This is a genomic window from Escherichia sp. TW09308 (genome assembly GCF_000208565.1).
Taxonomy (GTDB): domain Bacteria; phylum Pseudomonadota; class Gammaproteobacteria; order Enterobacterales; family Enterobacteriaceae; genus Escherichia; species Escherichia marmotae.
Genome location: NZ_AEME01000001.1, coordinates 1,860,888 through 1,873,147 on the forward strand (window position 1 = coordinate 1,860,888; position 12,260 = coordinate 1,873,147).

Here is a 12,260-nt window from a genome sequence, read left to right on the forward strand (position 1 = left end):
CTATTGAGGTCGAAGATAGTACCTTTGACAGAATAATTATGCAATATTTCTGCTTTAAAAGTTAAAAGCAAAGCACATTATTCACTAAACATAGCACAAAATAACGAGGGTGATGGGCGGCGAGCATAAATGTCGGCATTCCTCGCAGAATGCCGGACAATTTATGGGGGTTATAATCTGATCAAGGGATTAACGGTTCTCAACGGACTGACGTAATGTTCCCGCTTTGGCGTGAACGCTGCCACCTAAATAGCGCACATCATCGATAACCCAACATTGCCCCTCCTGAATCATCAATACTTCATCCTGCCAGCTCTGATCGCCTTGTTTCAGATCTACGCGCAGCGGAATATTGCGCGCATCGCGATTCGGGATGGTCGACGCGCTGGCGACTCGGGCGCTATCAGGCAAGGTAGTACGGCTGGAGAACGGATCGCTGCTTAACAATTCGCGATGGTTGTTATCGCGGTTGGCATCGCTGAGCAGTGCCGCCAGTTTATCGCTCAAATACGGGCGCAGAGCGGTAATGTCGTTACTGCGATGCTGAATACGGTAGTCATAGAATTGCTGAGCCACGCTGTCAGGGCCGCCCTGGACGCAAGAACCTGTGCGAGTGCCATTGTCTTTATAGGCTGGCGTAACGGTGGTACAAGCACTGAGTAACAGTGCGCAAGGGATAAGCATGGTCAATTTGCTGTAGCGCATAATGATTTCCTTATAAGCGAACACCTTGAAAGCGTTCTACGATAATAATGATATCCTTTCAATAATAGCGTATCAGTCCGATAATGCTTTTGAGATCGAAGGCTTAGCAAACAAGGAGATCGGTCATGCAATTTTCCACAACCCCAACACTTGAAGGTCAGACCATCGTTGAATATTGCGGTGTGGTGACGGGCGAAGCGATTTTAGGTGCCAATATTTTTCGCGATTTCTTTGCGGGCATCCGCGATATCGTCGGCGGACGCTCCGGGGCTTACGAAAAAGAACTGCGTAAAGCACGGGAGATTGCGTTTGAAGAGTTAGGCGATCAGGCACGGGCGCTGGGCGCTGACGCAGTGGTCGGCATTGATATCGACTATGAAACGGTCGGGCAAAACGGCAGTATGCTGATGGTCAGCGTCAGCGGAACAGCGGTGAAAACGCGTCGATGAGAAGAATCTTCTGGCTGGTTGCTGCGGTTCTATTACTGGCAGGGTGCGCAGGAGAAAAAGGATTGTTGAGAAGGAGGGATACCAGCTCGATACCCGACGTCAGGCACAGGCAGCGTATCCTCGTATCAAAGTGTTGGTGATCCATTACACTGCAGATGACTTCGATTCTTCGCTGGCGACACTGACCGATAAGCAGGTCAGCTCGCATTATCTGGTGCCTGCCGTGCCGCCGCGTTACAACGGCAAACCACGTATCTGGCAACTGGTGCCGGAACAGGAACTGGCCTGGCATGCGGGGATCAGCGCCTGGCGCGGAGCAACACGAATTAACGACACCTCTATTGGTATTGAGTTGGAAAATCGTGGCTGGCAAAAATCGGCGGGGGTGAAATATTTTGCGCCGTTTGAACCGGCGCAGATTCAGGCGCTCATTCCACTGGCGAAAGAGATTATCGCCCGCTATCACATCAAACCAGAGAATGTGGTGGCACATGCGGATATAGCCCCACAGCGCAAGGACGATCCTGGCCCGTTATTTCCGTGGCAGCAACTGGCGCAGCAGGGGATTGGTGCCTGGCCGGATGCATCGCGCGTTAGCTTTTATCTGGCCGGACGCGCACCACACACGCCGGTAGAAACAGCATCGTTACTGGAGCTTTTGGCGCGCTACGGCTATGACGTAAAACCTGAAATGACGCCGCGCGAGCAGCAGCGAGTCATTATGGCGTTTCAGATGCACTTCCGCCCGACGTTATATAACGGCGAAGCGGATGCAGAAACTCAGGCGATTGCCGAAGCCCTACTGGAGAAATACGGCCAGGACTAGCGCGGCAGTTTTCCGTGGTCGCGCAGCCAGGCAGCAGTTTGCTCGATACCTTCATCCAGCGAGATGACCGGCTGATACCCCAGCTCCTCCTGTGCTCGCGTAATATCCAGCGTAAAGTCAAAATTCAACTTGGAGACGCCGTAATGGGTTAGCGGCGGCTCTTTTGCTGACTTGCGTCCTAAACGCTCCATACTGCGGGCAATCATATCCAGCATCGGGTAAGGCACCGAACGGATACGGCAATCAATATTCAGTTCGTCGATCAATTTCTGCACGATACTGCGCAGAGTGCGATGTTCGCCGTTGGTAATGTTATACGCACGACCAGAAGGCAGTTTATCGCACGCTTCCTGGCTCGCCAGCCACATAGCGTGCACCGCATTTTCATAGTAAGTCATATCGACCAGTGCGCTGCCGCCGTGGGGTAACAGGATGCTGCCGTAGTGGTGCATCATATGCGCCAGACGGGGAATAAAGACTTTATCGTGCGGCCCAAACAGGCTTTGTGGGCGCAGAATGGTAAAGCGCGTTTGTGGATTTGTCTGCGAAAGCATATTGATGACCTCTTCACTGGCGGCTTTGCTGCGGGCAAATTCGTTGGCGAAGCGGTGCGGACGAAAATCTTCTTTGATGTCGCGGTGGTGGTGGTAGTCGAAGTACAGTGACGGTGAAGAGATATGAATAAAATTACGTACGCCCCAGGCGACAGCCCATTCACCCAGGCGGCGAGTGGCGCGAACGTTTGCCAGATCGAAAGCCTGCTGCGTTCCCCACGGCGAGGTAAAGCTGGAACAGTGCCACAGCGTATCAATGCCTGCGAGCATTACTTTTGCCTGCGATGAGACCAGTTCAGTCAGATCTGCCTGGACAAACTCTGCGCCTATTTTCTCCAGCAATTTACCCATCGCTTCATTGCGACCGGTCGCTCTTACGCTGATGCCTTTTCGGCATAAAAATTCAACCGCGTTTCGACCTAAGCCGCTGGTGGCGCCGGTAACCAGTACCTTCATATCATTCCACTGTTGTTGATAAAAACGACGTGCGCATTCTTCCGTGATTTCATCCTTGATGCAATGGGAAACATGAAAGAATAACGCAGGTTTTTTTCGATTAATCTGTGCTTTGTTCTGCCAGTCTGGCGATTCGTTTTGCCATCCCGCGAAAAATAAACAGATGTGCGGGGATCATGAACAGCCAGTAAAACAGCCCTGGCATCCCGTGCGGGTGCCAGAAAGCGCGGACATCAATAGTGCGATAGTCGCCTTTATCTTCGAGAGTAAAACAAAGTCGCCCAAGTCCTGGCGCTTTCATACCAAACAATAAGGTAAGCTGTTTTTCAGGCTCGACGACAATCACTTTCCAGCTATCCACCGCATCGCCGGTTTGCAAATATTCTCGCTCGGGGCGACCTTTCGCCAGTTTGTGACCTATTGCGCGGTCCATCAACGCCCGGGTCTGCCACAAAATATTGCCAAAGAAGTAACGTTCTTTACCGCCGATTTGATTCACTACCCGCCATAAAGCCTGAAGGCTGGCGGAGGTTTTAACGGTATAACCCGCCTGTTTGGCGAAATAACCGTATTCTGGTCGCCAGCGGGCAAAGGCCTGAGTGTCATATCCCCAGTCGCTGGAGTTGGCGAGCTTTTCTTCCTCTCTCAACGTGCGACGCACAGCGTCATCAAAAGCGATCAGCGGTTGTGGAATGAGCGCGCGTAAGGCGGTGTCATCCGCCAGCAGATCGTGTTTCAGTCCCTGAATCAACGCACTTGCGGTGGTGGACGGTACGGAGGTAATCACATTGAGAAACCACACCGAAATCCAGCGGGTGGGGAAAGGGATGGGGATTAACCCGCGGTGTTTGCCGCTCACGCTCATAAAATGTTCAAACTGCTGTTGATAGCTGAGCACCTGTGGTCCGGCGGCTTCGAATACCCGATGTTCGCAGGCCGGATGGTCTAACAGCGCCACCAGATAGTGCAGCAGGTTTTCCAGCGCGATGGGTGTGGTACGTGAACGAACCCAGCGCGGTGGTGTTAGCACTGGCAGGTTGTAAACCATATCGCGCATGACTTCGAACGCCGCTGACCCGGCTCCGACGATAATTCCGGCACGCAATTCAGTAACAGGCACATCGGCTTCACGCAAAATATCCGCCGTGGCCTGACGGGCGCGCAGATGATCCGATTGCTCATGGGGCGGAGCCTGCAATGAACTAAGAAAGATGACTTGCTTAACCGGCACTTCACGCAGCGCATCACGGACGTTGAGAGCAACCTGGCGTTCCTGAGCGATAAAATCACCGCCTTCGCCCATGCTGTGCACCAGAAAATAGACGGTATCAACATCTTTTAACAAGGCCGTAAGGTTGTCCGGCCAGCTAAGATCGACTTTATGGCAACTGACATTAGCCAGTTGTAGCTTTGTCAGCCTGTCGACATGACGTGCCGCCGCCAGGATCTGATGCCCTTGCTGGTTGAGTGTGCGCACCAGATGCTGACCAATGTAGCCACTGGCACCGAGAACTAAAATGCGTTGCGGCACGTCTCGCTCCTTAACGCGTCAGGAAAGCGCGCCAGTGGGCGGCGACTTCAGCCAGTTGTTCACGCGAGACGTCGAGATGTGTTACCAGGCGAACAATCGGTGAGGCGTTAATCAGCACGTTTCTCGCTTTCATGTATTCACCCAACGCAGCAGCATTTTCTTCCCCGACGCGAACAAACAGCATATTGGTGTCCTGCCGCATCACATCAGCGCCCGCTTCACGCAGTTGCTCTGCCATCCAGGCGGCATTGTCGTGGTCTTCCTGTAAACGCGCGACGTTATTTTTCAGCGCATACATCCCGGCGGCCGCCAGGATCCCGGACTGACGCATCCCGCCACCGGTCATTTTCCGCCAGCGGATGGCTCGTTTAATGTAATCACGATTGCCTACCAGTAGCGAACCTACCGGCGTACCAAGACCTTTCGACAGACATATGGTGAACGAATCACAATATTGCGTGATCGCTTTCAGTTCGCAGCCATAAGCCACCACGGCGTTAAAGATGCGAGCGCCGTCAACGTGCAGCGCCAGATTGCGCTCGCGGGTAAATTCCCATGCCTGTTTCAGGTATTCACGCGGTAGTACTTTGCCGTTGTGGGTGTTTTCCAGACTAAGCAACTTTGTGCGGGCGAAGTGGATATCGTCAGGTTTGATTTTCATCGCCACTTTATCCAATGGCAGCGTGCCGTCGGTAGCCGCATCGATGGGTTGCGGCTGAATGCTGCCCAGTACCGCAGCACCACCGGCTTCAAACAAATAGTTATGTGCTGCCTGACCGACAATATACTCTTCGCCGCGTTCGCAGTGACTGAGCAGAGCGACCAGGTTGGCCTGGGTGCCGGTAGGCAGAAAAATGGCGGCTTCTTTACCGGAAAGCTCTGCCGCGTAGTCCTGCAGAGCATTAACGGTAGGGTCGTCTCCATAAACGTCGTCCCCAACCGGGGCGGCCATCATCGCTTCTAGCATGGCGCGGCTCGGTCGGGTAACGGTATCACTGCGTAAATCAATCATGGCATGTCCTTATTATGACGGGAAATGCCACCCTTTTTACCTTAGCCAGTTTGTTTTCGCCAGTTCGATCACTTCATCACCGCGTCCGCTAATGATCGCCCGCAACATATACAGGCTAAAACCTTTGGCCTGTTCGAGTTTAATCTGCGGTGGGATTGCTAACTCTTCTTTCGCGACGACCACATCCACCAGTACAGGACCGTCGATGGAGAAGGCGCGTTGCAGGGCTTCGTCGATTTCAGCGGCTTTCTCTACGCGGATGCCCGTAATACCGCACGCTTCGGCAATGCGGGCAAAGTTGGTGTCGTGCAGTTCAGTGCCATCTGTCAGGTAACCACCAGCTTTCATCTCCATCGCCACAAAGCCCAGCACGCTGTTGTTAAAGACGATGATTTTCACCGGTAGTTTCATCTGTACCACCGAGAGGAAATCGCCCATTAACATACTAAAACCGCCATCACCGCACATGGCGACTACCTGACGTTCTGGCTCGGTTGCCTGCGCGCCCAGCGCCTGCGGCATGGCGTTAGCCATCGAACCGTGGTTAAACGAACCTAACAAGCGACGCTTACCGTTCATTTTCAGATAACGCGCAGCCCATACCGTTGGTGTGCCGACGTCACAGGTAAAGATGGCATCATCGGCAGCAAAATGGCTAATTTGCTGAGCCAGATATTGCGGGTGAATCGCTTTCTCGCTCGGTTTGGCTAAATCGTCCAGCCCTTTACGGGCATCGCGGTAATCTTCCAGCGCTTTATCCAGGAACTTGCGATCGGTTTTTTCTTCCAGCAATGGCAGAAGTGCTCGCAGGGTTGATTTGATATCGCCCACCAGCGCCATATCCACCTTGCTGTGTGCGCCAATGCTGGCAGGATTGACATCGATCTGAATAATTTTGGCATCGGTCGGGTAGAACGCGCGGTAGGGGAATTGGGTGCCGAGCAGCACTAAAGTGTCGGCATTCATCATGGTATGAAAACCCGATGAGAAACCGATTAAGCCGGTCATTCCGACATCATACGGATTATCGTATTCGACATGTTCTTTACCACGCAGAGCATGGATGATTGGCGCTTTAATTTTCCCGGCAAACTCTACTAACTCTTTATGCGCGCCCGCGCAGCCGCTGCCGCACATCAGTGCAATATTTCTGGAGTAACGCAGTAGTTGCGCCAGCTTGCGTAACTCTTCTTCTTCCGGCGTCACTATTGGCAGTGGCGCGTGATACCAGTGGGTGGTTGCCCCTTCTGGCGCAGGTTTTAACGCCACATCGCCCGGTAAAACGACCACCGAAACGCCACGGTTAAGCACCGCTTTGCGCATGGCGATCGCCAGTACTTGCGGGATCTGCTCCGGGCTGGAAACCAGCTCGCAATAGTGACTACATTCGCGGAATAACTCTTGCGGGTGGGTCTCCTGAAAATAACCGCTACCAATTTCGCTGGAAGGAATATGGGCGGCAATCGCCAGTACCGGAACGTGATTACGATGACAGTCGAACAGGCCGTTGATTAAGTGCAGGTTGCCTGGCCCACACGATCCGGCGCAGACCGCCAGTTCTCCTGAAAGCTGGGCTTCAGCGCCAGCGGCAAAGGCCGCGACTTCTTCATGGCGGGTGGACATCCACTCGATAGTGCCCATACGATTAAGGCTGTCGCTGAGGCCGTTAAGCGAGTCGCCCGTCACTCCCCAGATACGTTTCACCCCAGCCGATTCGAGCGTTTTAGCGATATAAGCTGCAACCGTTTGTTTCATGGTTTTCCGTCTCCTGAATGTGATAACGGTTACAAGTTTAGTTCATCTGACGGAGAGGGAAGGGATGGGAGAAAAAGGAGGCACTAACAGTTAAATTGCCCGATGACAGGAATATCATCGGGCATAATGCGATTACGCGAGAACCATATCTCCCTGCGGATGGCAGGAACAGGCCAGCACGTAACCCTCAGCGATTTCGGCGTCAGTCAGCGTCATGGTGCTGCTCACCGTGTATTCGCCAGAAATTATTTTTGTTTTACAGCAGCCGCAAACACCCGCACGACAGGCGGCGACGACCGGAACTTTATTGCTTTCCAGCGCCTCCAGCAGCGTGGTGCCAACCGGGGCATAAAATTCTTGTGCCGGTTGTAATTTGGTGAATTTCAGACCACTGGTCGCAGCGTCCGCCACCGGCGTGAAGAACTTCTCTTTAAAGAAGCGTGTTACGCCAAGTGCTTTCACTTCCTGTTCCACCCAATCCATATACGGAGCCGGGCCACAGGTCATCACGGTACGCGAAGCCAGGTCAGGAACGCTTTCCAGCAGTTCGCGAGTCAGGCGACCAGCGATAAAGCCCTCGCTGACGTTATTTTCTGCCACCAGCGTCACCGGATAGTTGCGCCATTCGTCGGCAAAAATGACATCCTGCGGTGTGCGCACGTTGTAGATCACCTGTACATCGGCCTGCGGACGATTTTTCGCCAGCCAGCGACGCATCGACATAATTGGTGTGACACCGCAGCCTGCTGCCAGTAACAGGAATTTCTCTTCTGTTTTATCGTCGCAGGTAAATTCCCCCATCGCATCCGAAAGCCAGAGATAGTCACCGCGTTTCACCTCGCGAGTCAGCCACTGGGAGCCGACACCGTCATCAATCCGCCGCACGGTCAGGGTGATGTATTCACTCACGCCTGGCGTGGAGGAAATGGTATACGCACGCAGCGTTTCTGCTGAGTTACGCACGCTAACCAGCGCATATTGCCCGGCGCGATACGGATAGTAATCGTGGCAAATCAGGGAAAGCGTCCACACATCCGGTGTTTCTTGCTTAATGTGATGAACCTGCATCCGCCACGGGCATTGATTCGTTGGCATCGTCATCGATAAACTCCTTACGCGCTCAACAGTTGCTTCATGTCTTCTTCAACAGTGGTGATAGAACGCAGGCCGAATTTCTCATTCAGCACCGCCAGCAGGTCTGGGGTCAGGAAGCCTGGTGCAGTCGGGCCGGTGACGATATTTTTCACGCCCAGAGAAAGCAGCGTCAGCAGAATAACAATTGCCTTCTGTTCAAACCAGGAGAGTACCAGCGAGAGTGGCAGATCGTTGACACCGCAACCCAGTTTTTCTGCCAGGGTGACAGCCAGAATAATCGCTGAGTATGCATCGTTACACTGGCCAGCATCCACCAGACGCGGCAGACCTTCGATATTGCCAAACTCAAGTTTGTTAAAGCGATATTTACCGCAGGCGAGCGTCAGGATCAGGCAGTCATCCGGCACGCTGGTAGCGAAATCGGTGAAATAGTGACGTTCGCCACGGGCACCGTCACAGCCGCCAAGCAGGAAGATATGACGCAGTTTTTCACGGCTCACCAGATCAATCAGCGTATCGGCTGCGCCAAGCAGCGTCTGACGACCAAAACCTACGGTGATCAGATGCGGAATTTCGCTGTACGGGAAGCCCGCCATTTGTTGCGCCTGGGCGATGACCGCAGAGAAATCCTCACCATCCAGATGACGTACGCCCGGCCAGCCAACAATGCTGCGGGTCCAGATACGATCGTCATAAGCGCCGACGGTTGGGTCGATGATGCAGTTAGAGGTCATCACGATAGGGCCAGGGAAGCGAGCGAACTCAACTTGTTGATTCTGCCAGCCACTGCCGTAGTTACCGACCAGATGCTTGAATTTACGCAGCTCCGGGTAGCCGTGAGCAGGCAACATTTCGCCGTGGGTGTAGACGTTAACGCCCGTGCCTTCGGTCTGTTCCAGCAGGTTATAGAGATCTTTGAGATCGTGACCGGAAATCAGAATGCATTTACCCGCTGTAGCTTTGACGTTGACCTGAGTCGGTGTCGGATGACCGTATTTACCGGTTTCGCCTGCATCCAGAATGCTCATCACTTTGAAATTCATCTGGCCGATTTCCATGGAACACTCGAGAAGTGCGTTCATATCGGAAGGCCAGGTTCCCAGCCATGCCATGATTTTATGGTACTGGGCGTAAATATCGTTGTCGTACTGACCGAGAACGTGAGCGTGTTCCATATAGGCCGCCGCACCTTTCAGACCATACAGGCAGAGCAGACGCAGGCCGAGAATATTTTCGCCAATCGTTGCTTTATCTTTATTTGGCGTAAATTCCGCCGCCTGACGTTGCAGTTCACCGAGATCATCGCTCACCAGTTGCAAGTCAGCCATTGGGTTATCGACGCGGGCGTTTGCATCTACTGCCAGGCATTGTGCTTTCAGCGCCTCACGCAGGGCAATCGCTTCACGGGCGTAGCCGACAATACGAGGAGAATCGAAGTTAACGTTAGTCAGCGTTGAGAAAAATGCACGCGGCGCGAAGCTGTCTACGTCGTGGTTGATGATGCCGTATTCACGTGCTTTTACCGCCCAGGCAGAAAGCCCTTGCAGCGCCGCAATCAGTAAGTCCTGAAGGTCAGAGGTTTCCGCCGTTTTACCACACATCCCCTGCGCGTATGAGCAGCCGTTTCCTGCCGGAGTACGGATAGTTTGTTCACATTGCACACAAAACATGATCACACCTTTAAAGTTATATTTAATATACATGTTTAAGGTTAAGACGCTTAACGCGGGGATAAAAGGGATTTTTGTTGCAACTTTAAGGGAGATTGATTTAGCGCAATTTTGGCGGCAGGGTTCTACCGCCAGAGAGGTATTACGCGGAGAAAAGGGCGATCAGAATGGGCACCAGCAGGCTAAGAATAAAACCGTGAACAATCGCCGCCGGGACCATCTCCAGACCACCTGTACGCTGAAGAACGGGCAGGGTGAAATCCATCGATGTGGCACCGCACAAACCCAGCGCCGTTGAGCGACTGCGACGGATAAGGCCGGGGATTAGCATGATGGCGATCAGCTCTCGTGCCAGATCATTAAAAAACGCTGCGCTACCGATTACCGGGCCAAAAGATTCGGTCAACAATATACCGGAAAGAGAATACCAGCCGAAACCGGAGGCCATTGCCAGCGCGGTGTTGATAGGGAGATCAAGAATAAAGGCGTTAATTAAACCGCCAATTAATGAACTGGCAACCACTACCACAGCGACAATCATTCCCCGGCGATTAAGGACAATCTGCTTTAAGGTCATGCCATTATTGCGTAGCTGAATACCGACGAGGAAAAGTAACAGAATTAACGTGTATTCGCTGGCTTCAGTGGCGTGTTGTAAGAAACCTAATCCGCTAAGGCCAATGGCAAAACCAATCACTACTACGCCGCACAGTTTTAGCGACTCCAGTGCCATCGCAATACGTGACGGTAATTTCTCTTGCTGGTGGTGATTACGCCATGGCAAACCACGCTCCAGCCACAGCAAGGCGACAATATTGCATAGCAAAATAACGGTAATACTGACGGCGGAATAATGCAGGATCGCCAGCAAATTACTGGCAAGATTATCAAGGAACGCCAGGCTAATACCCATAAAAAAGAGAATGAGATAGACCATCCAGCTTAATAACTGATTAATGCGTTTTAACGCAGCTTTTTGGCGAAGCGGAATGAGGTAACCCACAATGAGTGGCACCAGAATGATTAACAGCCCAGAAAACATGAAAACTCAGCCCTTGCAAAGAAGAAATCGAAATGCGCGATGACACACTACTGAAAGCGGAAGGATGAGTAAAGTTGCAATTAAAAGGAAACGTTATGCAAATGAGAAGGCCTGACATTGCGTCAGGCCTTCTGCGTTAATTAATCGCGTTTTTCCAGCAGTGTCCGGTAAATCAGACCACCAATAATACCGCCGACAATGGGCACTACCCAGAAGAACCACAGTTGTTCTAACGCCCAGCCACCCTGGAAGATAGCAACCGCAGTGCTGCGCGCCGGGTTAACGGAGGTGTTAGTGACCGGAATACTGATTAAGTGAATCAGCGTTAATGCCAGACCAATGGCAATCGGCGCAAAACCCGCCGGCGCGAATTTGTCGGTCGCACCGTGGATCACCAGCAAGAAACCAGCGCTCAATACCAGTTCAACAACCAATGCAGAAAGCATGGAATAGCCGCCAGGTGAATGCTCACCATAACCGTTAGACGCAAAACCGCTGGCCGCCGCGTCAAATCCGGCTTTACCGCTGGCGATTAAATACAGCAGTGCCGCCGCAACAATACCGCCAACAACCTGGGCAATGACGTAGCCAACGACTTCTTTTGCCGGGAAACGACCGCCAGCCCATAAACCAATAGTGACTGCCGGGTTAAAATGACCACCAGAAATATGACCAACAGCGAAGGCCATGGTCAGTACTGTCAGACCAAACGCCAGCGCGACACCAGCAAAGCCAATACCTAATTCCGGAAATGTTGCCGCCAGCACAGCGCTACCGCAGCCACCAAATACAAGCCAGAAAGTACCAAAACATTCTGCTGCTAATTTTCTGAACATATCCACCTCAATTAAAAATTGACCCTGTGAAAAATATGGTCGTTTTATAGGGTCGTCGTAAAAAAGTGACGACAGAAATAATGCGTGGGTATTTTAAAAACGAAGCTGAGTCATTCGCCAGATAAATAAATCCAGTAATTTTGATTTAGAACAAATGAGGGTTCCCCCATATAGTCATTTGCCTGATTGACAGTGTAGTGCAAACCACGAAATTAAACCTTTGGGGGTAATAAAAATAATACACAAGATTAATCATTTGATTTTATTGTTTTTTGGGGGAAATCAGTGAGAGGGTGTCTGACACAATTATTCGCTCATTTTTCAGACAT

10 protein-coding genes and 1 pseudogene are annotated in these 12,260 nt (G+C 52.1%); 2 read left to right on the plus strand and 9 right to left on the minus strand.

The annotated features are described in order from the left end of the window. Positions 1–189 precede the first annotated feature (189 nt). A complete protein-coding gene (locus tag ESM_RS0109025) occupies positions 190–705 on the minus strand; it encodes a lipoprotein (protein WP_001516079.1) in 516 nt (171 codons plus the stop codon). Between the two features lie 125 nt (positions 706–830). Between ESM_RS0109025 and ESM_RS0109030 the strand changes: the two genes are divergently transcribed. Beyond that, entirely contained in the window at positions 831–1,154 is a 324-nt protein-coding gene (locus ESM_RS0109030) for a heavy metal-binding domain-containing protein (protein ID WP_001160731.1), read from the plus strand. Further along, positions 1,151–1,980: pseudogene (amiD, locus tag ESM_RS01000000124425) on the plus strand (N-acetylmuramoyl-L-alanine amidase AmiD). The gene ESM_RS0109030 and the pseudogene amiD overlap by 4 nt, the downstream one beginning before the upstream one ends. Here the strand turns inward: amiD and ESM_RS0109040 are convergent. The 8 genes from ESM_RS0109040 to aqpZ all read right to left on the minus strand — a co-directional run bounded on the left by ESM_RS0109040 (position 1,977) and on the right by aqpZ (position 11,931). Then, on the minus strand, positions 1,977–2,990 hold the full coding sequence (locus ESM_RS0109040) for an NAD-dependent epimerase/dehydratase family protein (protein WP_000866894.1): 1,014 nt from the start codon (positions 2,988–2,990) through the stop codon (positions 1,977–1,979). The pseudogene amiD and the gene ESM_RS0109040 sit on opposite strands and share 4 nt — an antisense overlap. A gap of 100 nt (positions 2,991–3,090) precedes the next feature. Beyond that, complete coding sequence (locus tag ESM_RS0109045; RefSeq protein WP_001136516.1) at positions 3,091–4,521, minus strand: SDR family oxidoreductase; 1,431 nt, start codon at positions 4,519–4,521, stop codon at positions 3,091–3,093. Positions 4,522–4,531: 10 nt separating this feature from the next. Next, the gene (ltaE, locus tag ESM_RS0109050; RefSeq protein ID WP_000566404.1) at positions 4,532–5,533 is read right to left on the minus strand and encodes a low-specificity L-threonine aldolase; all 1,002 of its coding nucleotides are present in this window, start codon (positions 5,531–5,533) and stop codon (positions 4,532–4,534) included. Positions 5,534–5,569: 36 nt separating this feature from the next. Beyond that, entirely contained in the window at positions 5,570–7,288 is a 1,719-nt protein-coding gene (gene poxB, locus ESM_RS0109055) for a ubiquinone-dependent pyruvate dehydrogenase (protein ID WP_000815343.1), read from the minus strand. A 132-nt stretch (positions 7,289–7,420) separates the two neighbouring features. Then, on the minus strand, positions 7,421–8,389 hold the full coding sequence (gene hcr, locus ESM_RS0109060) for an NADH oxidoreductase (RefSeq protein WP_000178654.1): 969 nt from the start codon (positions 8,387–8,389) through the stop codon (positions 7,421–7,423). 11 nt (positions 8,390–8,400) lie between these two features. Continuing rightward, complete coding sequence (gene hcp, locus ESM_RS0109065) at positions 8,401–10,053, minus strand: hydroxylamine reductase (RefSeq protein ID WP_000458827.1); 1,653 nt, start codon at positions 10,051–10,053, stop codon at positions 8,401–8,403. Between the two features lie 142 nt (positions 10,054–10,195). Then, positions 10,196–11,095 carry an L-lysine exporter LysO gene (gene lysO, locus ESM_RS0109070; RefSeq protein ID WP_000491126.1) on the minus strand — a complete coding sequence of 300 codons (900 nt, stop codon included), beginning with the start codon at positions 11,093–11,095 and terminating at the stop codon, positions 10,196–10,198. Between the two features lie 140 nt (positions 11,096–11,235). Then, the gene (gene aqpZ / locus ESM_RS0109075; RefSeq protein WP_001516085.1) at positions 11,236–11,931 is read right to left on the minus strand and encodes an aquaporin Z; all 696 of its coding nucleotides are present in this window, start codon (positions 11,929–11,931) and stop codon (positions 11,236–11,238) included. Between the last annotated feature and the right edge of the window lie 329 nt (positions 11,932–12,260).